18 protein-coding genes are annotated in these 22,021 nt (G+C 65.5%); 6 read left to right on the forward strand and 12 right to left on the reverse strand.

Annotation, left to right across the window (positions count from 1 at the left end):
• Positions 1–54: 54 nt before the first annotated feature.
• The 3 genes from QMG80_RS20820 to ccmA form a co-directional block, all read right to left on the reverse strand.
• Positions 55–1,188 carry a L,D-transpeptidase family protein gene (locus QMG80_RS20820; protein WP_085770922.1) on the reverse strand — a complete coding sequence of 378 codons (1,134 nt, stop codon included), beginning with the start codon at positions 1,186–1,188 and terminating at the stop codon, positions 55–57.
• 273 nt (positions 1,189–1,461) lie between these two features.
• The gene (gene ccmB / locus QMG80_RS20825; RefSeq protein WP_085770923.1) at positions 1,462–2,127 is read right to left on the reverse strand and encodes a heme exporter protein CcmB; all 666 of its coding nucleotides are present in this window, start codon (positions 2,125–2,127) and stop codon (positions 1,462–1,464) included.
• Entirely contained in the window at positions 2,124–2,786 is a 663-nt protein-coding gene (ccmA, locus tag QMG80_RS20830; RefSeq protein WP_085770924.1) for a heme ABC exporter ATP-binding protein CcmA, read from the reverse strand. Before ccmA ends, ccmB begins: the two co-directional genes overlap by 4 nt.
• Positions 2,787–3,101: 315 nt before the next feature.
• Between ccmA and QMG80_RS20835 the strand changes: the two genes are divergently transcribed.
• A complete protein-coding gene (locus QMG80_RS20835; RefSeq protein ID WP_085770926.1) occupies positions 3,102–3,965 on the forward strand; it encodes a hypothetical protein in 864 nt (287 codons plus the stop codon).
• Positions 3,966–4,058: 93 nt separating this feature from the next.
• On the opposite strand, the gene scpB is transcribed toward QMG80_RS20835, so the two are convergent.
• The 5 genes from scpB to argS form a co-directional block, all read right to left on the reverse strand.
• Positions 4,059–4,808, reverse strand: coding sequence for an SMC-Scp complex subunit ScpB (scpB, locus tag QMG80_RS20840; RefSeq protein WP_085770927.1), 750 nt, complete (start codon positions 4,806–4,808; stop codon positions 4,059–4,061).
• A 177-nt stretch (positions 4,809–4,985) separates the two neighbouring features.
• Complete coding sequence (locus tag QMG80_RS20845; RefSeq protein WP_085770928.1) at positions 4,986–5,795, reverse strand: segregation and condensation protein A; 810 nt, start codon at positions 5,793–5,795, stop codon at positions 4,986–4,988.
• Between the two features lie 138 nt (positions 5,796–5,933).
• On the reverse strand, positions 5,934–6,944 hold the full coding sequence (gene nagZ / locus QMG80_RS20850) for a beta-N-acetylhexosaminidase (RefSeq protein ID WP_085770929.1): 1,011 nt from the start codon (positions 6,942–6,944) through the stop codon (positions 5,934–5,936).
• Positions 6,945–7,024: 80 nt separating this feature from the next.
• A complete protein-coding gene (locus tag QMG80_RS20855; protein ID WP_085770930.1) occupies positions 7,025–8,500 on the reverse strand; it encodes an SPOR domain-containing protein in 1,476 nt (491 codons plus the stop codon).
• A gap of 83 nt (positions 8,501–8,583) precedes the next feature.
• Complete coding sequence (gene argS, locus QMG80_RS20860; RefSeq protein ID WP_085770931.1) at positions 8,584–10,353, reverse strand: arginine--tRNA ligase; 1,770 nt, start codon at positions 10,351–10,353, stop codon at positions 8,584–8,586.
• A gap of 206 nt (positions 10,354–10,559) precedes the next feature.
• Between argS and QMG80_RS20865 the strand changes: the two genes are divergently transcribed.
• The 4 genes from QMG80_RS20865 to rpoD all read left to right on the forward strand — a co-directional run bounded on the left by QMG80_RS20865 (position 10,560) and on the right by rpoD (position 15,688).
• Positions 10,560–10,850, forward strand: a complete 291-nt coding sequence (locus tag QMG80_RS20865) for a type II toxin-antitoxin system TacA family antitoxin (protein WP_085770932.1) — start codon at positions 10,560–10,562, stop codon at positions 10,848–10,850.
• Positions 10,847–11,359, forward strand: a complete 513-nt coding sequence (locus tag QMG80_RS20870) for a GNAT family N-acetyltransferase (protein ID WP_085770933.1) — start codon at positions 10,847–10,849, stop codon at positions 11,357–11,359. The genes QMG80_RS20865 and QMG80_RS20870 overlap by 4 nt, the downstream gene beginning before the upstream one ends.
• Before the next feature lie 157 nt (positions 11,360–11,516).
• Positions 11,517–13,436 (forward strand): DNA primase, encoded by a 1,920-nt coding sequence (dnaG, locus tag QMG80_RS20875; RefSeq protein ID WP_085770934.1) that lies wholly within the window; start codon positions 11,517–11,519, stop codon positions 13,434–13,436.
• 230 nt (positions 13,437–13,666) lie between these two features.
• Positions 13,667–15,688 (forward strand): RNA polymerase sigma factor RpoD, encoded by a 2,022-nt coding sequence (gene rpoD / locus QMG80_RS20880; RefSeq protein ID WP_085770935.1) that lies wholly within the window; start codon positions 13,667–13,669, stop codon positions 15,686–15,688.
• A 200-nt stretch (positions 15,689–15,888) separates the two neighbouring features.
• Here the strand turns inward: rpoD and QMG80_RS20885 are convergent, their stop codons facing one another.
• The gene (locus tag QMG80_RS20885; RefSeq protein WP_158658643.1) at positions 15,889–17,163 is read right to left on the reverse strand and encodes a cation:proton antiporter; all 1,275 of its coding nucleotides are present in this window, start codon (positions 17,161–17,163) and stop codon (positions 15,889–15,891) included.
• Between the two features lie 552 nt (positions 17,164–17,715).
• On the opposite strand from QMG80_RS20885, the gene QMG80_RS20890 reads away from it, so the two are divergent.
• Positions 17,716–19,317: a peptidoglycan L,D-endopeptidase MepK gene (locus QMG80_RS20890; protein WP_085770937.1), complete on the forward strand. Its 1,602-nt coding sequence runs from the start codon at positions 17,716–17,718 to the stop codon at positions 19,315–19,317.
• A gap of 125 nt (positions 19,318–19,442) precedes the next feature.
• Here the strand turns inward: QMG80_RS20890 and QMG80_RS20895 are convergent, their stop codons facing one another.
• The 3 genes from QMG80_RS20895 to QMG80_RS20905 form a co-directional block, all read right to left on the reverse strand.
• Complete coding sequence (locus QMG80_RS20895; RefSeq protein ID WP_085770938.1) at positions 19,443–19,883, reverse strand: hypothetical protein; 441 nt, start codon at positions 19,881–19,883, stop codon at positions 19,443–19,445.
• Positions 19,884–19,948: 65 nt separating this feature from the next.
• Entirely contained in the window at positions 19,949–20,521 is a 573-nt protein-coding gene (locus QMG80_RS20900) for a hypothetical protein (protein WP_245300113.1), read from the reverse strand.
• Positions 20,522–20,592: 71 nt separating this feature from the next.
• Entirely contained in the window at positions 20,593–21,810 is a 1,218-nt protein-coding gene (locus QMG80_RS20905) for a DUF3047 domain-containing protein (RefSeq protein WP_085770939.1), read from the reverse strand.
• Positions 21,811–22,021: the final 211 nt, after the last annotated feature.

Raw genomic sequence — 22,021 nt, forward strand, 5'->3', positions numbered from 1 at the left:
GCGCCCGCCGGTGTCCAACTCGCGCGCGACTCTCCCCCCATCCGCGAAGAGGAGCTATTTCGGGATCGATCCGGTGGGCTGGGCGTCGCTCTGCCCGTGCAACGCCATCCAGCCGCGCGCTGCGCCGTCTTCCGCAACGGCGCCCTCCTTCGCGCCAGAGCCGCCGCCGGCCCCGCGCGCGGCGAGGCGTGCGCCCTTCTTGCCCGCCCGGCCTCCCTTGTCCTCGACCGCGATCTCGGCCGGCGGCACGAGAGTCTCCGGGCGGCTGACCTCGGCGATGCGCGACGCGAAGCTCGGATGCTGGCCCCCATCCTGATAGACAAGGCGAACGGGCTGCACGTCCTTGGAGAGCTCTGCGATTCGCGTTTCGTCCTTGCGCTGCTTTTCGGCGACGAGCGAGGCGGTTTGCGGATCGACGGCGAGCGGCGGACAAGCGGCTTCAGGGTCGAGCGCCCGCCCGTTCACGGCTTGCGCGTTGAAGACATAGCGCCCGCCGCAGACGCCGACGGAAGGCTCCTGCATCGTGGTCTCGAAGTGATCGGAGCCTTCCTTGAGCTGCCGCCAGAAGGCAAGATGCGGATCGAGCCGGTGCTTCGCCAGATTTTCCGCGGTCATCCGGAAAGGATAGGACTGCATCTGCACCGCGTGCTGCCCATTGCTGAGCGAGGTGCGCACGATGGCGTAGATCTCGGCGATCTGCCGATCGGTCATCGAGAAGCAGCCAGCCGACGAACAGGCGCCGTGCACCATGATCGTGCCGCCCGTCGCGCCATGCGCGCGGTCATAGGCGTTGGGATAGCCGACGTTGAAGGAAAGGTAATAGCTGGAGTTCGGGTTGAGCTGGCCGGGCGCGATGGCGTAGAATCCTTCCGGAACTTGGCGATCTCCCTCGCGCATTTTCGGGCCGAGCTGGCCCGACCACCGGCACATCGGATAGGTCTTGAGCCTGGCGTAACGCCCGTCCGGCTTCTTCTTCCAGACCTCGAGCTCCGCCTCCTTCTTATAGGCTCGGATGAGCGTCGGGGCGTCCTTGGAGACGCCGACCTCCTCCATCAACGCCAGCGTTTCGGCCGGGATCGGGGCCGCGCCGCGATTGGCGAGGCCTGTTTCCTCGCAACCGGCGAGCGCGCCGGCGCCGAGCGCAGCGGAAAGAAGCGCAATCGCCCGTTTATGGAGGGGAAGAAACATGGCGGCTCCGCGATCGGCGTTGGCCGGCGTCCATCGCCGGACGGCGTTCTCTAGCGCGTTTCCCGCTCGAACGGAATCGTTCGAGCGACAAGGAATCGCGCCAAATCAAAAGCTTAGAGCATGTCCTGACCGGAAAACCGCTTCGCACTTCTCCGGAACATGCTCTAAGCGGCTAAGGGTAACACCTTCGGCGCCCTGGCCGGCGAAATTCCAACCTTGAGGGTAATCAGAACATTAAGACCGCAGCATGGCCCTTAACCCGCCTGCCGCCGCTCACATCTGTCGCAGCAGCGACGCCGCGGCGAAGGGGCACAGCGCCAGCGCCGCGAGCGCCAGCGCCGCCAGGATCGCGAAAGGCGCGACGAGCGGCGCATCGGCGGTCATCGCGGCGCTTGCGGCCGAAACGCCGAAGATCAGCACCGGGATGGCCAGGGGCAGCACGAGCAGCGCCATCAACAGTCCGCCGCGCCGCACGCTCACCGTGGCGGCGGCGCCCATCGCGCCGATCAGCGTGAGGGCGGGCGAGCCGATGAGCAGGCTCGCCGTCACCGCGAGCAGCGCCGCCGCCTCTTGATCGAGCATCAGCCCGAGAAAGGGCGCTGCGAGAACGAGGGGCAACTCGGCGCTGACCCAATGCGCCGCGCATTTGGCGATGACGGTGAGCTCGAGCGGCAGGCTCGCGAGATGGAGCTGATCGAGCGAGCCTTCCTCGGCGTCGGCCTGAAAAAGGCGATCCAGTCCGAGCAAGGTTGCGAGCAGGGCGGAAATCCATAAGATCGCCGGACCGATGCGGGCGAGGAGCTTGGGATCCGGCCCGACCGCGAAGGGCGTGATCGCGACGAGACACAGAAAGAAGGCCACGCCCATCGACGCGGAACCGCCGACCCGCTTGGCGATGCGCATCTCGCGCAGGAACAACGCGACGAAGGCGGAACTCATATCAGGCCTCCTGCGCCGAGCTCGAGCGTGCGCGTGGTCTCGAAGCCGAGCGGGTCATGTGTCGCGACGACGAGAATTCCGCCCTCTTGGCAATGTTCGCGCATCGCCTGCGCGAAGTGGTCGCGCGCCTTCGAGTCGAGCGCGGTCAGCGGCTCGTCCAGGAGCCAGAGGGGGCGGCGCGCGACAAAAAGGCGGGCCAAGGCGATCCGGCGCTTTTGACCGGCCGAAAGAACGCCGATCGGCGTTTCCGCGAGCGCGGCGAGGCCGACGCGCGCCAAAGCCTCCGAGGGCGAAAGCCCGCCTGCGGAAGCCGGCGCGGAAAGAAGCGCCCGCCAGAATTGGAGATTCTCCAGCGCCGTCAGCACGCCGCGCAAGCCGTCCGCATGGGCGAGATAATGCGTCGCGACGAGCGTGTCCTCACCCTCGGCGACGCCGAGCCGGACTCGCCCGGATCGCATCGGCAACAGCCCCGCGAGGGCGCGAAGCAACGTCGACTTGCCCGCGCCATTGCGGCCCGTGACGCGCAAGGATTCGCCGGACGTCAGCGAGAAACTCACATTCTCGAGCACGAGGCGCCGGCCCCGCTCGACGCAGAGCGAGTCCGCCACGAGCGGCGTGAAGGCGAGCGCTTTGGGCTCTGGGTCTTGCGGCGTGTCCATCGCCTCGCTCTATCGCCTCGGACGCGGAACCGCCAGTGCGGGCGCCGGCGTGTTCTTACGGGGCGTGTTCTTGGCGTTGGATTTATGCGCGCGCCTGCGTTAAACGATCGCGGCATCGATGAGAGCGCGATGCGAAAAATTGGAAACCGTTTTTTCGCACAGATCGCGCTCTAAACTTTTGGAATCGATCACGTTTTCTGCGCTCAGGCGATTCCGCCCGAAGGCAGCGTGATCTCGGTGAAATTTGGCCGATCCGCTCGCCGGGACGCGAAGTCCGCGCATCGGGCGATCGCCGCCGTAAGAGCGGAAAGCGGCATGATCAACGTCGTCGATCTCGCGGTCTATGCTTTCTGGATCGGGTTGCTCTGCGCTGTCGTCTACACGGCGATCGACTCGCCGATGCGGCCTGTGCAGAACTGGCTGTCGAGCTGGCAGGACAGCTTTGGCTATCCCTTGCGCTTTTGGATCGTAACTTTCGTCATTTTATTGATTTTCGCCGCTGCTCCGAGCCTGGATTTTCTGATGAGGCGTCAGCTCAGGCTCGATACGAGCACGATCAAGGCGCTGACGACGACGTGGCAGGCGATCAGCGGCGGCCTTCTCGCCTTTATCGCGATACGCGTCCATCAATGGGCGGCTTTGCATCCTTTCGATCGCGATCGCGATCGCGGACGTTTCCGCTACGCCGCCAATCGGCGCCGCGAATTATGGGCTGCGGCCATTGGCGCGGCCGTCGTGCTGATCATGTTCGGTCTGGGCGAAGGCTTGACCGCGCTCGTGCTCAAGCTGCCGAAAGAATGGATCCCCCTCGGCGGCGCGCTCGTGCCGTGGCTGCGCGCGCTCGTCTTCGCGCCGCTGGCGATCATTCGACCTTGTCTCTCGCTCGGCGCGCATCGACCCCTCCGCACAGCCTTTATCGGCTTCTCCCGGCGACCGCTGTCCTTCTTCATCTGGATTTCGATCATCGGCTGGCCCCTTCTCTTCGCGCAGGTCGCGGCCGAGATTTTCGGCCGATCGGCCGAGGTCGTCACGCCGAAATTCTGGGCGGTCCAGGGCGCGCTCCTGCTGTTCAACTTGTTCAACTACCTGGCTTTTGAAATGACCACCCTGCGGTTTGTGCGCGATCTTGCGAAAACGCCGCACGAAGATTTCAGGGTCGGCGTCGACGAACGCTTCTGAGCGGGAGATCGACGACAGACCCTCGGTCCAAATCAGAAGCTTGAGCATGTCCGGATTGGAAATCCGCTCCGCGCTCTTCCGTGACACGCTCCATCAATCTTCCAACGGGCTCTCCTCGGCCGGCTCCGCCTCTTCTTCCTCCAGCCCGAACTCCATCTCGAGCGGCTGAAGGCTTTCCTCGAGCGGCTCCTCATCCTCCCGGAGCGTGGGATCGTCGCTCGGCGCGGGGATGCGAAAATCCTTGGGCAGACGTCCGTCGAAGAGACCGTCCCGCTTCAATTCGTCCAGTCCGGGCAGATCACCGATCTGCTCGAGACCAAAATGCATGAGGAACTGGTCAGTCGTGCCGTAGGTTATCGGCCGGCCCGGCGCTTTGCGGCGGCCGCGCAGGCGCACCCAGCCTGTCTCCAGCAGCACGTCGATCGTGCCCTTGGAGATGGCCACGCCTCGCAATTCCTCGATCTCGGCGCGCGTCGTCGGCTGATGATAGGCGATGATCGCGAGCGTCTCCATCGCGGCCCGCGAGAGCTTCTTTTGCTCGACCTCCTCGCGCGCCAGCACATAGGAGAGGTCGGGCGCCGTGCGGAAGAACCACTTGCGGCCGGCGCGGGCGAGGTTGACGCCGCGCTGGGCGTAGTCCGCGCGCAATTGCTCGAGGACGGCGTGAACCGTGACCGCCTCGGGCAGACGACGCGCGATTTCCGCCTCGTCTAGCGGCTCCGAGGCCGCAAACAGCAGCGCTTCGGCGACGCGCGCCGCTTCCGCCAGGCGCAACGCCTCGTCCGCGAGATCCTCATCGCTCGCCGGTCCGAAGAGTTCGATTTTTGCAGCGGCTTGCGCCAAAGCGTTCTCCTTTTTGCATCTCGCGCGCGCCTCGAACGATCCCGTTCGAGAGATAAGCGCGCCAGGAGCGCGTCCCGATTGCGTGGAATCACGCGATCGAAAAGGACTAAGCCCCAAATCAAAAACTTAGGGCATGTATTGACCGGAAGACCGCTTCGCGCTTTTCCGGGACATGCTCTAGACGCCGGCCTCGGCGAGCGAAGGTTGTTCGCCGCGCTTCACCCAGAGCGGCGCGAAAGCGCGGTCCTGGCGGATGAGGATGCGGCCCTCACGCGCCATTTCGAGCGAGGCCGAGAAGGCCGAGGCGCGCACGGTTCGCGCCGTCGGCGCGTCGAGACAGAATTGGAAGAGATAGTCGTCGAGCGCCATCCACTCTTGCGCCACGCCGACGAGCCGCTCCAGCGCCTCGCGCGCTTCGGCGAGCGACCAGACGGCGCGTTGCTGCAGCGTCACCTGGGTCACGGCGGTCTTCCGCCGCTGGCGCGCATAGGCCGTGAGAAGGTCGTAGAGTTTCGCCTCGAATTTGGGACGCGTGGAAACCTCGACGCCTTCGGCCGCCCCGCGCAGGAACATGTCGCGACCGAGGCGCGCACGCTGTCCCAAGGCCGCGGCGGCGCGACGAATCGCCTCGAGCCGGCGCAGACGCTCGGCCAGCGCGCTCGCGAGATCGGCGGCCGAAGGCTCTTCCGCGCTCTTTGGCGGCTCTGGCAGCAGCAATCTCGACTTCAGAAAAGCGAGCCACGCGGCCATGACCAGATAGTCGGCGGCGAGCTCGAGCCGCAGCCGTCGCGCCGCCTCGACGAAAGCGAGATATTGCTCGGCGAGCGCGAGAATCGAGATCTTTGCGAGATCGACCTTTTGTCGACGCGCCAGCTCGAGGAGAAGGTCGAGCGGCCCCTCGAAGCCATCGACGTCGACGAGGAAGGCGGGCTCGCTCTCGTCCCTTTCGGGCGACTCCGCCTGCTCTATGCCCCATTGCGCCGACATATCCGCCCCGTTGCATCCATCGAGGATTGTTGGCGGGCCAACGAATTCTTGATGGGAAATCCTTTTCTCAGCAGGGCTCTCGTTAAACCCCGGCCCCAGATCCTGGGAACCCTGCTTGGGCGGTCGAGATTGTGCTTTTTAGGCCACGCTCGCAAGGGCGGCGTTGAATTCCCTTTCGCCGTCCACAGGATTAAAGGCTTCGACGCGCTCGAGCAGCCTCAGCGCCCGATCGGCCCGCTCGAGGCTTTTGCCGGCAAGGAGCGGAGCGCCTTCGGCGACGCGGCGGGCTTCAGAGAGCTCGCCGTTGCAATGCAGGACCAAATCGCAGCCGGCGGCTGAGGCGCTCTCGGCGCGCTCGCGAATATCCCCGGACAAAGCCTGCATCGAGAGATCGTCGGTCATCAGCAAGCCGTCGAAGCCGATTTCCGCGCGCACGATTTTTCCGATCACCTCGGGGGACAGGCTTGCCGGCCGCTCGGGGTCGATCGCCTCGAAGACCACATGGGCCGTCATGGCGATCGGCAAATCGGCGTTGGCTGCGAAGGGCGCGAAATCGGCGTCGCGCAGGGCCTGCAGAGAGGCCGCGACGCGCGGAAGCTCGAAATGGCTGTCGGCCGCCGCGCGGCCGTGGCCGGGGATGTGCTTCATCACCGGGAGAACGCCGCTGGCGAGCAGTCCGTCCGCGGCTGCGCGGCCAAGGCGCGCCACCCGGGCCGGATCGCCGCTATAGCCGCGATCGCCGATGACCTGGTGCGCTCCGCGCTGCGGCGTGTCGAGCACAGGAAGGCAGTCTATGGTAAGCCCGACCTCCCGGAGATCGTGCGCCATGAGCCGCGCGCCCAAAAAGGCGAGGCGCGCCGCCGTCTCCAGATCCGCGCCGAGCCGCTCGTAGGACGCGGCGCTCGGATAGGCGCGCCACTCCGGCGGCGCGAGCCTTTGGACGCGGCCGCCCTCCTGATCGACGAGAATGGGAAGTCGATCGTCGCCGAGCGCCTCACGCAGAACGTCGGTGAGATCGCGCAGCTGCGACCGGGATTCGACATTTCTGCGAAACAGGATCACGCCCCAGGGGCGCGCATCGCGCAGGAAAGCCTTTTCCTCGGGCGCGAGCCGCGCGCCGGCCAATCCGCAGATGAAGGCGCGGGCCATGAGTCGAATTCTCCGCTGATCATATTTGGCGAAGGCGCGGGCTCCGAGCTTGCGCGCGCGGGCCTGCGCCCGCGCCCGGCTCAGTTCTTCGCAACGTAACAATCGCCGCCGTCGTTCTTGACGGCCTTGCACAAGCTCGCCGCGGCTTCCTTGCTCAGGCCGCCGACGCGAACACGGTAGACGGTTTTGTCGCCGACCTCGGCGGATTTCCAGGTGGGCCGATGTCCGCCCAAACGCGATCCATATTTGTCCACGACCTTCTTGGCGAGCGAGCGCGCTTCGCTCTCGTTAGGCGCGGCGCCGAACTGGACGAATGCGGAGCCTGCGGGGGGAGCTTCCGCCGCCTGCTCCGGCGGCGCGGCTTCTTCCTTCGCGGGGGCGGCCTTGACCGGCTCCGCGGGCAGCGTGGCGACCTTCTCGACCTTCTTCTTGGGCGGTTGCTTTTGCGCCGTCTGCGCGGTCGTTGCGGGCGGGGCGGCAAGCTGCGGCGTCGTCGTCGACGCTGCGGGCGAGGTTGCGGGCGCGTCATTGGCCGCGCGCTCGACCGCCGCCGGCGCCTTGGCTGGGCTGACCCCGCTGTCCTCGTTGATCGCCACCGTCTTGACGCGGCGGAAGCTCTGGGTCGTCGGCTCGCGCGGCGGCTCCACCACGGGCTCGACCGGCGCCTCCTGATGGGGCACGACCCCGCGCACGGGCGTCTCCTCCCCTCGGTCGAGGACGGTCGCATCCTCTCTCGCGGTTTGGTTGGCGTCGGCGGCCGGCGCGACCTTCGTCGGTCCCGAAGGCGCGGCGATGGTGGCGATCTCGCGAGATCCGGCGACGCCCTTGATGCGGGCGACGCCCCAGCCGACGCCCAAAGCGCCGACAAGGCAGGCGACCGCGACGCCGTGCCAGGGCTTTACGCGAAAAGCGCGCCGGCCTGCATCAGACTCCTCGCTCCTGACCTCGTCGTAGGGCTCGTTGGGAAAGTCTTCATAGGCGCCGTGTTCCGCCGAATAATATTCATCGGACTGCGCATGCTCGAAAGACTGCGCATGCTCGAACGCAAGATCCGACCCCTGCGCACCATGCGCATGCGCATGGTGATCGGTCCGCTGGAAGTCCTCGGGATAGAAGTCTTCCTCGGGATGCGCGTCAAAGTTCGGCTGGGCCGCGGGCTGGCGTCGCCAGCCCGCGTGCGGCTGCGCGACGTGATCCGGTTCTTCGTAGAAAGAGCCCCGGAGCGGCGGCGGCAAATCTTCCTCGGGGAAGTGATCGTCCGGCTCCTGCGCCGGCGCATGCGGCGCGAAGTGCTGTTCCGGAGCCGCGCTCAGAGGACCTTGCGTGGCGTCGGGATGATACCCCCAGTCGGGTCCCGCCTCCTCGCCAGGCTGGCGATGGTCGTTGAAGATCCGCCCATAGCGTTGCGACAGATCGTCGTGCTCTTGCTCCTGCATCAGACGAGCGAGCTCGCGCAGCGGGTCTCCCAGGGAAGCGCGTTGTGCTTCCTGGTCGCGCAGGCGCCGCTCGAACTCCTCGATCTCGATCGGTGCGCCTCTCTTTGTCGCTTCACGCATGAACCGCCTCGCTTCTCAACCGGGACGCTCTGAAGACCCACGGCCGCGCCGCCGATCCCGAACGCCGGAGGGATCGAGCGCGTTCAGCGCATTTCGTCAGGCGCGTTCACGCCCAAGAGCGCCAAGCCTGACGCGAGCACGGCGGTCAATGAGACCACCAGAGCGAGGCGTGCGCTCGTTAAATCTCTCTCGCTTAGATTAACAAAGCGTAATTGTGGCCAATCTTTGCCCCGATTCCAATGAGCATGAAAGCAGCTCGCGAGCCCGTAAAGATAAAAAGCGATCCTGTGCGGTTCGTGCGCGCTCGCGCTCGCGGCCACGACACGCGGGTATTGCGCGATTTCTCGCGCCAAGCCAATCTCGCCCTCGTCTTTGAGCAGCTCGAGCGGCGCGGCGCATAAAGCTGCTGGGCTCAAGTCCATGGCCGGGAAGGCGGCCTGGGCTTGGCGCAGCACAGACTTGCCGCGCGCATGCGCATATTGGACGTAGAAGACAGGATTGTCCTTGGATTGCTCGACGACCTTGGCGAGATCGAAGTCGAGCGGCGCGTCATTCTTGCGATAGAGCATCATGAAGCGGACGGCGTCGACGCCAACTTCGTCGACGACCTCGCGCAGCGTCACGAAATCGCCGGAGCGCTTGGACATTTTCACGGGCTCGCCGCTGCGCATCAGCCGTACGAGCTGGCACAGCTTCACGTCAAGATCGACCGAGCCGTTCGAAAGCGCTTTCACCGCCGCCTGCATGCGCTTGACATAGCCGCCGTGGTCGGCGCCCCAGACGTCGATGAGCGTCTTGAAGCCGCGGTCGACCTTGTCCTTGTGATAGGCGATGTCGGCGGAAAAATAGGTCTCGGATCCGTCGGATTTCTTCAGCGCGCGGTCGCCGTCGTCGCCGAAGGCGCTCGAGCGGAAGAGCGTCTGCTCGCGATCCTCCCAATCCTCGGGAAGCTGACCCTTGGGCGGCGGCAGGCGGCCCTCATAGACGAGGCCCGCCGCGCGCAATTCCTCGATGCAGCGGTCGATTTCCGAGACGCCATTGATCTTCTCGTGCAGGCTGCGCTCGGAAAAGAAGACTTCGTGCTTGATGTTAAGCGCGGCGAGATCGTCGCGGATCATCTCCATCATCAGCTCGATGGCGCGCGACTTGACGATCGGCAGCCAGACGTCCTCCGCCGCGCTCAGCAGCGCGTCCTTGTGCTCGCGAGCGAGCGCTTCACCGACCGACTTCAGATAATCGCCGGGATAAAGCCCCTCGGGAATCGCGATCGTCTCGCCGAGCGCCTCGCGGTACCGCAGATAGGCCGAGCGCGCGAGAACCTCGATCTGTGCGCCGGCGTCGTTGACGTAATATTCGCGCGCGACCTCGTTACCGACGAACTCGACCAGATTGGCGAGCGCGTCGCCGAAGACCGCGCCGCGTCCATGGCCGACATGCATCGGACCCGTCGGATTGGCGGAGACATATTCGATATTGACCTTGCCCTGGGCCGCGGGCTCGGGTCGCCCGAAGGCCCGGGGCCCGGCGAGGACGCCGCGCAGCACATCGAAATAGAGGGACGGCTCGAGCCGGATGTTGATGAAGCCCGGCCCGGCCACCTCGACCTTGGCGACCCCCGGCGACTGCGCCAGCGCCACCGCGATCTCGTCGGCAAGGACACGGGGCGAGGCGAAATAGGCCTTGGCCTCCTTGGCGAAGACCATGGCGGCGTTGCAGGCCAGATCGCCCATGGCCGTGTCCTTCGGCGGCTCGACGACGAATCGCGCCGGATCGAAGCCGGGAAGGCGGCCGGAGTCGGCGATATTGCGCAGGATCGCGCTGATGCGGTCGTGGAAGAGCGAGAAGAGGTCCATGGTGGGCTTGTGGGCTTTCCGGCAAGAGAGGGCGGCGGTTTAGCAGAGACCGGCGCGGAAGAAAGCCCCGGAGCGCCGGGCGCGGCAAGAGTGCATCTCTCGCACGGCCGGCTCCGCATGTGAAAAATCTCGTGCAGCCACAAGTCTTTCTCTTGCAATGTCCGGTAAAATACCGTACATCTCCCGAAGACGAAGAGGAATGCAAGATGCCTCAAGAACAGCCCCGCACCGCGCGCATCGAGGCCCGCATTGCCCCCGACGCGCTCGCGATCGTAAAACGCGCCGCCGAGATTCAAGGTCGCAGCGTCAGCGACTTCGTGGTCGCCGCCGCTCAGGAAGCCGCCGCGCGCGCCATTGAAGAAACCCAAATCATCCGCCTGTCGGTCGAGGATCAACGCATCTTTGCCGAGGCGATCCTTAGGCCGCCGGAGCCGACGCCGGCATTGCTCCGCGCAGCGCAAGCCTATCGGACGCTCTTCATCACAGAAGAGCCTTGACTTCACGATTCCGTATCGAAGCGCTGACAGCAGCGCATGATCGCAAGCGTTTTTCTTGCGGCGTCGAGCCTCTCGACCGTTATTTGCGCGAGCTGGCCTCTCAGGACATTAAGCGCCGCATCAGCAATTGCTTTGTCGCTCTCGACGAGAGCGGCGTCGTCGCCGGCTATTACACCCTTGCCGCGACGAGCCTGCCTTTGAACGAGCTGCCCGCCGATGTGGCGAAGCGCCTTCCTCGCTACCCGCTCGCGCCTGCGGGGCTCATCGGTCGTCTTGCCGTCGCCGAGGGGTTTCGCGGGAAGAAGCTAGGCGGCGCGTTGGTCATGGACGCCGCCCTGCGCGCCGCGCGTAGCGATCCGGCAATCTTCGCCCTCGTGGTCGACGCCAAGGGCAATGCCGCCGTCGCCTTTTACGCACATCACGGCTTCCGCCGATTCGCGAGCAGGTCGGACACCCTGTTTCTGCCCTTGGCCACCGCCCTCAAGGCCCTTGGCGCCATTCGGGAGTGAGGATGCGGAAAGCGAGCGACACAGACCGCTGAGGTCCATTTCGCCGAAACGCCAACGTCTTTCTCATGCCGGCGCCGGATCGGCAGTGTGAATTGCGGGCGCAAAACCGCTTTCTTCTGGAGGCCGACGGCCGGCGCCGGTAAACTGGGGGCGAACCATGAAATTCTCCCCCTCCTTCCTCGACGAAATCCGGGCGCGGGTCCCCGTCTCGGAGGTCGTGCGCCAAAAGGTGGCGATCAAGAAGCAGGGGCGCGAGTGGCGCGGGCTTTCCCCCTTCAACAGCGAGAAGACGCCCTCCTTCTACGTCAACGACCCGAAGGGTTTTTTTCACGACTTCTCCTCCGGCAAGCATGGCGACGGCTTCACCTTCCTGATGGAGACGGAGGGGATTTCCTTTCCCGAGGCCGTGGCCAAGCTCGCCGCCATGGCGGGCCTGCCGATGCCGGTCGAGACGGCGCAGGAGCGGGAAAAGGACAAGAAGCGCGCGACGCTGACGGAGGTCCTCGAATGGGCCGCCGAGCATTTTCAGAAGCAGCTTCGAGGCCCGCAGGGGCGCGAGGCCCGCGACTACCTGGCCCGGCGCGAGATTTCGCCGGCCGCGCAGGCGCAATTTCGCTTGGGCTATTCGGCGCCCGGCCGCCATGATCTGCGCGATGCGCTCGCCGCCAAGGGGGCCACGGTCGAGACGATGATCGAGGCCGGCCTCCTCATTCACGGCGAGGAGGTGACGGTCCCCTACGACCGCTTCCGTGACCGGGTGATGTTCCCGATCTGCGACCGCGCGGGCGTCCCGATCGCTTTCGGCGGACGCGCGCTCGCGAAAGACGCTCAGGCCAAATATCTGAATTCCCCGGAGACCGAACTCTTCCACAAGGGCTTCACGCTCTACAACCTGCACAACGCGCGCAAAGCCGCGCATGAGACGGGGACCGTGATCGCGGTCGAAGGCTATGTGGACGTGATCGCGATGACCGCCGCGGGCTTTCCCCATTGCGTCGCCCCGCTCGGCACGGCGCTGACGGTCGAGCAGTGCGGCCTCTTATGGCGGATGGCGGAAGAGCCGATCCTGTGTTTCGACGGCGACAAGGCCGGCCTCAAAGCGGCCTGGCGGGCCATCGACACGGCCCTGCCCCTGATCGAGCCGGGGAGAAGCCTGCGCTTCGTGCTGTTGCCCGGCGGCCAGGACCCTGACGAGCTTTTGCGCTCCGGCGGCCCGGCCGCGGTGGCGGAGGCACTGCAGGCGCCCCTGCCCCTCGTCGAGATGCTCTGGCGGCGCGAGACCGAGGGCAAGGCGTTGGAGACCCCCGAGCGGCGGGCGGGGTTGGAGCGACGCTTTCGCGAGCTCTCGGCCCAGATCCGCGACCCTTCGCTGCGACGCCATTACGAAAGAGAGCTCGATCAGCGGCTGAGCCAGCTTCTCGACGCCCGAGACCGCCGCTTGGCGCCGGCTTTTCGGCGTCGCGGCGAGGGTTTCCGGCGCCAGCCCGCTGGGGCGTCAACGGGAGGGGCCGTGAGCGTCGGGGCTGCGCTCGCCGGCTCGCCGCTGTTTCGCGGGGTGAAGACGCCGATTTCGCCGCGCGAATGCCTGCTCCTGCTGATCTTCGTCAATCACCCGTCGCTCATCGCCGAACATCTCGAGGATCTCGTCGCCGTCGAGTTCGAGGCGCGGGAAGCGAGAGCTTTGCAGCAGCTTCTCGTGGAAATCGGGACGAGCCGCCCCCAGAGCGAGCTCGACTGCGACCCCTCGATCGAGGAGGAGATCGAAAGAGCGGGATTGGGCGCCTTCCTCTCGCGGCTCGAAGGAATGGTCGCCCACGCCAACCTCTGGAGCGTCCGCAAGGGGGCGGCGGCTTCGGATGCGGCAGTCAGCCTCAGGCAGGTTTTGAGCTTGCATCGCAAGGTTTCCACGCTAAATAGGGAGTTGCGCGCCGTCGAAAGGCGTCTGGCCAACGACCCTTGCGAGGAAGATCAGGCGCGACTGGCGGAAATCCGCGCACAACTATCTGCGATCGATGGAACCGAAGCCTCGCTCGAGGGTTTTGGGTCTATGTCGGGCCGCGTCAGCCGAGCGCTCTAATTTCTCTGCCGGCGGGGATGCTTAAGACCGCTTTAAGCGCGGTCCGTCAGCCTGCTCCGCCGAATCGGCGGTCGTGGAGGGTTTTCGTTCGAAGGACCGGACGAGGCCCTTGGTTCGGGAACTCGCGTCCGTCCCGGTTGGGCCACGGAGCGCCCTCACAGAGAAGCGTGTCTGGAACGGTCGCGTTTGCGGGCGTCTCCCAGTCGCTGACTCCTTTGGAGCTGCAGTTTATGGTCAAGAAGGACGAGGAAAAGGTCGAAGCCGAAGGCGGCGCCCCCATCGTGGAGACGATGGACGGCCCGTTGCTCGACTTGAACGACGCCGCCGTGAAGCGGATGATCAAGCTCGCCAAAAAGCGCGGCTTCGTCACCTATAGCGAGCTCAACGCCGTTCTTCCCTCCGAAGAAGTTTCGTCGGACCAGATCGAGGACGTCTATTCGATGCTGTCCGAGATGGGCATCACCGTCTCGGAGGGCGACAACGACGATCAGGAAGAGGAAGGCCAGGAGCAAGAGGCCGAGGAGCCCGAAGGCGGGGAGCTCGTCGAGGCGGCGCGCACTGCCGTCGTCGCGACCAAAGCCTCAGAGCCCGCCGACCGCACCGACGACCCCGTCCGCATGTATCTGCGTGAGATGGGTTCGGTCGAGCTGCTCTCGCGCGAGGGCGAGATCGCTATCGCCAAGCGCATCGAGGCTGGCCGCGAGGCGATGATCGCCGGGCTCTGCGAAAGCCCGCTGACGTTCCAGGCGATCATTATCTGGCGCGAGGAGCTCGAGGCGGGCAAAGTCCTGCTGCGCGACATCATCGATCTCGAAGCCACCTACGCCGGGCCGGACGGCAAGGCGGCCGGCAAGGCGCCCAGCGAGGCGGCCGTCGGCGGAGCGGCGATGGCCCCCGCCACGGCGCCGCGCACGCCCCCCGCGAGCCTAGAAGACGCGCCCGCCGGGCCGGAGAGCTTCGAGGACGACGACGACCTCGAAAACTCGCTGTCGCTCTCGGCGATGGAGGCGGAGCTCAAGCCCAAGGTGCTCGAGACCTTCGCGCGCGTCGCGGATGCTTACAAGAAGCTGCGCCGCCTGCAGGATCAAAACGTCGAGAACCGCCTCAAGAACGAGACGCTGACGCCCGCGCAGGAGCGCAAATACAAGACGCTCAAGAAAGAGATCGTCACCGACGTGAAGTCGCTGTCCTTGAACCAGAACCGCATCGAGGCGCTGGTCGAGCAGCTCTACGACATCAACAAGCGGCTGATCGGGTTCGAGACGAAGCTCTATCGCCTAGCCGACTCGCACGGGGTCGCGCGCGACGACTTCTTTGACAAGTTCCACGGCTCGGAGCTCGATCCCAAATGGGTGGCGCGCGTCGCGCGTCTCGCCTCGAGGGGATGGAAAGATTTCGTCGCCGAGGAGAAGGATCGCATCAAGGACCTGCGCTCGGACATCCATGCGCTCGCGACCGAGACCGGGCTCGAGATTTCCGAGTTCCGCAAGATCGTGCACATGGTGCAAAAGGGCGAACGCGAGGCGCGTCAGGCCAAGAAGGAAATGGTCGAGGCCAACCTCCGCCTCGTGATCTCGATCGCAAAGAAATACACGAACCGCGGCCTGCAGTTCCTGGACCTCATCCAGGAAGGCAACATCGGCCTCATGAAGGCGGTCGACAAATTCGAATATCGCCGCGGCTACAAATTCTCGACCTATGCGACCTGGTGGATCCGGCAGGCGATCACGCGCTCGATCGCCGATCAGGCGAGGACGATCCGCATCCCCGTGCATATGATCGAGACGATCAACAAGATCGTGCGCACCTCGCGCCAGATGCTGCATGAGATCGGCCGCGAGCCGACGCCCGAGGAGCTTTCCGAAAAGCTCGCCATGCCGCTCGAGAAAGTGCGCAAGGTGCTCAAGATCGCCAAGGAGCCGATCTCGCTCGAAACGCCGATCGGCGACGAGGAAGACTCGCATCTCGGCGACTTCATCGAGGACAAAAACGCCGTGCTGCCGATCGAGGCGGCGATTCAGTCAAATCTGCGCGAGACAACCACGCGCGTTCTGGCCTCGCTCACGCCGCGCGAAGAGCGCGTGCTGCGCATGCGCTTCGGCATTGGCATGAACACCGACCATACGCTGGAGGAAGTCGGCCAGCAGTTTTCGGTGACGCGCGAGCGCATTCGCCAGATCGAGGCGAAGGCGCTGAGGAAGCTGAAGCACCCGAGCCGGTCCAGGAAGCTGCGGAGCTTCTTGGATAACTGAGGCCGAAGGCCTGGGCTGGGCTTAAGCTTTTGCGGTAACTTTTGCGGTCTGCGGCTCCTCCGCGTCATTGCGAAGAGCGCAGCGACGAAGCAATCCAGGAGTCGCAGTCGGCCCCTGGATTACTTCGCCTGCGGTTCGGACGCGCTATAAACCTTTAGAATCGAAGACGTTTTCTGCGTTCCGCCTGAACGCAGCGTGATCTAAGGCTCTCTGCTCCTGTCCGGCGCGAGGCGCGTCGCGAGTTGCGCATATTGGGCCGCGAGTCGATCCCCGAATTCGCAGAGCGCGTTGGTAATGCCGCGGTCGGGCCGCGCGTCGTCGGGCGTCTCGCGAAGCCATAGGGCCAGGGTGGGGAAGACGGCGACCGACAACACCGCTGCGCCCACGAGCGCGGTGGCGTTTTCGGGCAGCATGTGGCCCGTCCGCGTTCCCAGGTAAGTGATCGCGACGACGAGCGGCAGCGTCGTCGCCGAGAGGAGTCCGAGCGGCGTGAGATCGCGCGGCGGCAGCGCCTGTCTATAGAGAAACACCGGCGCGGCGCGGACCACGAGAAAGCCCAGGAAGAAGAGGGAAAGTCTGCAGAGGTTCGCCGGACTCGTTATGAGATGCGCGAGGTCGAGCTCCATGCCGCTCGTGACGAAAAACAGAGGGACGAGAAATCCCGATCCCAGCGCGCCCAGCTGGCGCTCGAGCGGCTGCGCAGGGGTGTTGCGCACCAAGGCGGCGAGCACCACCCCGGCCGCATAAGCGCCGAGCACGACCTCCATGCCGAGCTCGCTCGCAAGCGAGACGAATCCGAGCAGAGCCAGGATCGCAACGCGCAGCGGCAGGGCCGAGGCGTCGCTCAATGAGCGGGCGACAATGAGCGGCACGCCGTTCGCGCGCGCGCCCTTCGCCAGCCATGCCGCGCCCATGGCCGCCGCCAGGAACAGCATGACGAGCGCTGTCTGGCGCAGATGCTCATGCGCCTCCGCGAGCAGAATGGGGGCGAGGAGGATGGGCCCAAGCTCGCCGAAGGCCGCAGAGCCGAGGACATAGCGGCCAAATTCGCTCTCGAGCTCGCCGGCTTGGCGAAGAATCGGGATTAAGACGCCGAAAGCCGTCGTCGGCAGGACGATGGCGACGAGCAAGGGCGCGCGCAGCAAGCCCACTGAATAGAGCAGCGCCGCGAAAAGGGTCGCGAGGGTGAGCGAGACCAGCCAGGCGAGCGCGCCGAGGCGCAGCGGCGCGGCGCCGATCTTCTCCGGATCGAACTCCAGGCCGGCCTGGAAGAAGAGGAAAATGAGCCCGAGCTCGCCCAGAAATCCGATGGAGCCTTGGCTCGAGACCAGATTCAAAGCGCCGGGGCCGATCAATATGCCCAGCACGAGCTCCAGGACGATGAGAGGCGTGCGCATGAACGCCGGCAAACGCTCCAGGAGCGGCGCGATCACCGCGGCAAGTCCGATCAGAAACAGCGCACGCATATCATCCATGGCCATCGATCCTTTCCGCTTGCGCGCTTCCCCCTGAACCGAATCAATTCGAGCGAGCGACGCCTCGACATCAACGGCTGAGCGCCGTTCCGACGCGCCCTCCTTGCCACAATAAATCCATATCGGAAATCCGACGAGCTTTCGCTTCGGCCCCTGTCAAACCACCCAGAACCATTGAAAACCTGGGAGCTTCGACACGCCCCCTCGACATAGCAGCCGTCATAATTGGGATCGGCCGGCATTCTTTCGCCACGATCTTGAACTAAGCGGAAGAGCGGGGGGCGCAATCAACCTGCGAGGGCCTGCGCCAGGGCGAGGCGACGACAAGAGTTTCTCCTGTTCTTCCCGAGCATTAGCGCCCCTTCGCCATGGCGAGAGGGCTAGGCCGAGCGTTTCGCTCCCGCGAACGCGAGGATTTTGAGAGCCGCGCGAGGGGCTGCGGGCGCGTGAACGCGTCTTAGGGTCTCTCCGCCAGCATGAAAGCGCGGAAGTTTGCGAAGGAATATACTGATAGGGGCGCTTCGCTCGTCCCGCGCCGCCGCAACCCTCATCATGGGAACCGTCGTCATTCTGGCGACGACGCTCTCGCCCTCCATGACCGAAACCGCAGTCGCCAACGGCGACACCCGCACGATCAATCTCTTCCATGCGCATACGCAAGAATCGATTTCAGCAACCTATCTCGTCAACGGCCGCTATGATTCGGCTGTCCTCAAGCAGCTCAACTGGTTCTTGCGCGACTGGCGGCGCGACGAGCCCACTGAAATGGACCCGCGTCTCTTCGACGTGGTCTGGGAGGCCTATCGCACCGCCGGCGCCGGCGACGAGGTGATCCGAGTCGTTTCCGCCTATCGCTCGCCCGAGACCAACGCCATGTTGCGGGCGCGCTCCCGCGCCGTGGCCAAATATTCGCAGCACATGCTCGGCAAGGCGATGGACACCACGCTGCCGGGGATGTCGATGTCGCGGATTCGCGAGATCGGCATGCGCATGCAGCGTGGCGGCGTCGGCTATTACCCCACGGCCGGAACGCCCTTCGTGCATCTCGACGTCGGCGGCGTGCGTCATTGGCCGCGGATGACCTACGATCAGCTCTCGCGCCTCTTTCCGGACGGCAAGACGGTGCATATCCCCAGCAACGGCCAGATGCTGGCGCGCTACGACGAGGCCAAGGCGGAGATCGAGGCGCGCAACAATGGCGCGATCGTCGTCGAGCCGCGCCGGTCCTGGGGCGGCAATCTGCTCGCCATGATCTTTGGCGGCGGCGGCGAGGACGAGAGCGAGGACGCCGCGCCGACTCCGGCCCAGGCTCCACACAAACAGTGGTCGAAGCTCGCCTCGCGCGATCCCGCGGATTCTCGGGCCGCCTCCGCCGGGGCCGAGGACGACGGCGGATCGCCCACGCTTTCTCCCCAGCTCGCCAGGGCGGCGGCGAACACGCCACGGGGCGAGACGTCGCTGTCCGCCCCGCCCTCGGAGCTGGTTCCGAGCGCCGAAAAGCAGAGCTCGCAGGACGCCCAGGACGAGGGGACGCCGCGCGCCGCAGAAGAAGCCGCGACATCGGACGCCGGCGAGCCCGCCGAACGCGCGTTTCCGCTGCCGCCGCGCCGGCCCGCCGCGCTTCTGGCGGCGGTCGCGCCGCTCCCGCCCGCCAAGCCGCGAGGGCTGGCGCAAGCCCGCGGCGCGAGCCATGCGCTTGACGATATGATCGTGACGACGAGCTCGATCAAGCCCAAGCGCGCGGCCGAACGAAAGCGCATCGGTCCTCAGGCCGCCCTCGCCTATGATTCCGCGGACGCCTCCGTCGCGGACGCCGCCGATGCGGAGCCGAAGCCCGAAGAGCAGCGAACAGTCGAGATGAAGTCGGCCGAGCCGAAATCGGCGGAGCCGAAGTCGGCCGAGAACGTCGAATCGGCGCGCCCGAGCCTCGGCTGGGCCTTCGAGCGGGCGCGACTCGCGCCGGGCGCCTTCGCGGCGCGCAGCACCGCTCTCACGTCCGGCGCTTCCTCGGCTTACGATACGGCCGTCGGGGCGATGCGCTCAGCGGCGCAGGCGGCGGGCCAGGGCGTCGCCACGGCCTATGGCGCCGCGACAGGCGGTTTCTCGACCGGCCCCGTCGCCCCCGCGGCCAACAAGTTCTTTCCGTCCGAATAGTTCCGGACTGAGTTAGAGCACGTCCCGATCGCGTGGAATCACGCGGTCCAAATAGACTCGCTCCAACTCTTAATTTGGCGCGATTCCTTCCCGCGCTAACGCATTTTCTTCGAGCGTCCGCCGCGTCAGCGCAGGGTCCATTTGAGGACCGTCACAGCGCCCTTGCCGAAGCCGTAACTGGTGAGCGTGAGGCTGAAGAGCGTATAACCCAGGTAGAGGGTCGCGAAAGGTCCCGGTGCGGGCGTTGCCGGATCCAGTCCCGGAAAGAGCGCCATCAGCAGGAACAGGCTGGAGTTGGTGAACGCCCCGACGCCCATGGCCCAACGGACATGCCAGGGCAGCGGCGCCCTCGCACCGTAAAACCCGAGGATCAGCGCGCTCATGATCAGAAGATCGAGATGCGCTTGCACCACACGTTGATACTTGCCCGGGAAAAGCGCGTGAAGCGGCGCCAGATCGAAGCCGAGCCCAACGAGACACCAGGCGAGCACTAAGGCTGCGAGAATCCATAGGCATGCAAACTGGAGTAGAATGACGTTTCCCGCGTGCTTGTCGTCGCCTTGCATAGATGAACCTCCTGTTGGTTTCTGTGATCTTTGCTCTCGCGCCAATACGGCGCCATTCGCTCGCCTCAAACCGCCTCGCCCTCGATCGAAGCGTCTCGGCTCGCCGAGAGAGAGTGTCGAGCGTCGCGCCACGATCGCCATGCGGCGTGAAGGATGAGAGCCGTCGCCGCGAGAAAGCCGACCGTCACCGCCGTGAAGCTCAACGCCGCGGAAATCGGAAAGCTCGGCTGGGGTGGCGGGACCGCGACAGCGCCGGGCAGCTTCGCGATAAACGCGGCGCTCGCCAAGCCGAACGCGTTGAAGAACGCGCCATAGCAGCACAGCGCCAGCACCCAGCGCGGCGGCTCGACGGCATAGAGCCGAAACAGGCCAGAAAAAATGAATAGGAACTGCGCCATCATCAGAAGGTCGATGTGCCCTTGAATCAGACGGTGGCGGTCCTTGACGAGCTGCGCCAGCTCGCCATTGGGAAAAAACAGCGTGACGCCGAGAATCCAGGCCGCGATCAACGCAAGGAAGAGCAGGAGGCCGGCAAATCCCAACAGAAAAGGGATTCGCAGGCTATTCGGCCCATTCCCGAAGGGAAGGACGAGGATGAGCGAGAAAACCGCGAGACCGATCAAGGAAACGAGGGGCATGCGGTCGGGTTCCTCTTCAGCGTATAGGCCAATGGCGTAGCCATCTCGTCGAAAGGCGACGCGAATAGACGCTATAGATTGTGTATGGCGCCATCCGCTGTTGAAACTCGGATATCGGCGTAGCGGCACGCGCCGCGGCGGCGTTGGAAGGGCGTCACCGCCAGCAGCCAAATGTGACTGATCGCCTTCGCCGGCCCGCCGATGTGGGCGGCGTAATCTGCGGCGACGTCGCGCTCCAATTCCCGCCAAGAGCCGAGGCCGCCAGCGCCGGAATCGACGACCATATGCGTTTCGACCGCGCTCCACCCCGCGAGCGGGCAACGAAACACCTTGCCGGCCGGCAGCGCCGCGCTCCAGAAATAAGTGAGGTCCTGCCCCTCCTCGAATTTCACGCCGATCGACAGATAATCATGGAATAGCGCCTGGTCCTCTGCGACAGCGGAAGGAAGCGCGTCAATATTCCAGCGCCAGCCGAGCTTGGGGCGCGAGGAGAAAGGGAGCGCCAGCGGGCGCTCGATGATCGAGGCGGAGCCAGCGCTGTCGCAGACGATCTCGCCATTCTCGGCCCGGTTGAAAACCTCGGCGCCGCCCCCGAGGCCGAAGTAATTCGACCAACCTTCCGGGAGCCTGCGTCCGCGTTTCAGCCGCGCGATCTCGGCGCCGAGCAGACCGCCGACGTCGCCATGCGCGGCAAGGCTCGCAAGGCCGGAGGCCGCGTCGCCCTTCCACAGCAAGGCGACGCCCATGATCTTCACCTCTTGCTTCCGATACTCCTCCTCCGGAGTCCAAAGCTTTCCATCCGCGTCGGAAAATTGCGCGGCGGCGCGGGCGATCTCGAGCGGGCCGTCGTGGGCGGCCGTCATCGTGCCCGTGTCCACGCCGGGGCTCCAGATCGGCCGAAGCCCGCGCGTGCGGGCGTGAAAGACGAGACCGGGAGCAAACCAGAGATCGAGCGGGCGCGCGATCCACATGCGCCCCGTGAGCAGAAAGGTGATCTGCTGACCCTTCACCGCCTGCATGTCGATATCGAGCCAGGGCAAATCGGCGCCATTGATCTCGAAGAGGCGGTAGGCCGCGAGCTCAGGCGACTGGGCTCGCGCGACGAGATCCGTGACGCTTTTCCTGAAGTCCTCGGGCGGCCGACCGCTTGGCTCGGCGGCAAAGGCGTTGGAAGCGTCGCGCGCAAATGGCAGCGCCGCGCCGAGGAGGGCGGTCTGGCGCAAGACGCCGCGCCGGGTGAGTCCCTTATGCGCCGAACCTTTCGCAGACCCCAGACAGCGAAGACACATTGGTTTCTTCCCTCTTCCGCCAGCGAGAAAGGCGCAGGCTCCGCGGATTTCGCGGGAAGCGCTCGCGCCAAAGATCTAGCCAGGAACTTCGGGCGCGGCTTGGGCGCGGGCCACGATTTCGGTGGGGCAATTTGCCCGAGGGCCTGTGAGTCCCGCATCGTCGAGACACTTTGTCGAGACACTTGGCGAAGCCGCCGTTCCCTCGCATAAC

The sequence above is a fragment of the Methylocystis bryophila genome (assembly GCF_027925445.1).
Taxonomy (GTDB): Bacteria; Pseudomonadota; Alphaproteobacteria; order Rhizobiales; family Beijerinckiaceae; genus Methylocystis; species Methylocystis bryophila.